Consider the following 261-nt stretch of genomic DNA (forward strand, 5'->3'; position numbering starts at 1 on the left):
TTGAGTATGCCGGGATGGTATACCCAGGTAGAGATGTTGAAGGTGTTGTAGAAATGATGCTTGATGCAACTCAAAATTATAATAAACCTCTTGATGAAGAGCGGCTATTTGGTTGGCATGCGGCATTATTTCCTACAGGAAGAAGTGGAATGCACAGAATCGATGTTGGTTGTTACAGAAATGGGGAGATGCAAGTGGTTTCAGGAGCGATGGGAAAAGAAAAGGTTCATTATCAAGCTCCATCTCCAGGTAAAATGAAAG

The 261-nt window shown here is 41.8% G+C and carries 1 pseudogene; it reads left to right on the plus strand.

The features are described from left to right. A pseudogene (locus FOF46_RS31165) lies at positions 1-261 on the plus strand (DUF4172 domain-containing protein); the annotation flags it as partial.

The organism is Aquimarina algiphila (genome assembly GCF_007489275.1).
Lineage (GTDB): Bacteria > Bacteroidota > Bacteroidia > Flavobacteriales > Flavobacteriaceae > Aquimarina > Aquimarina algiphila.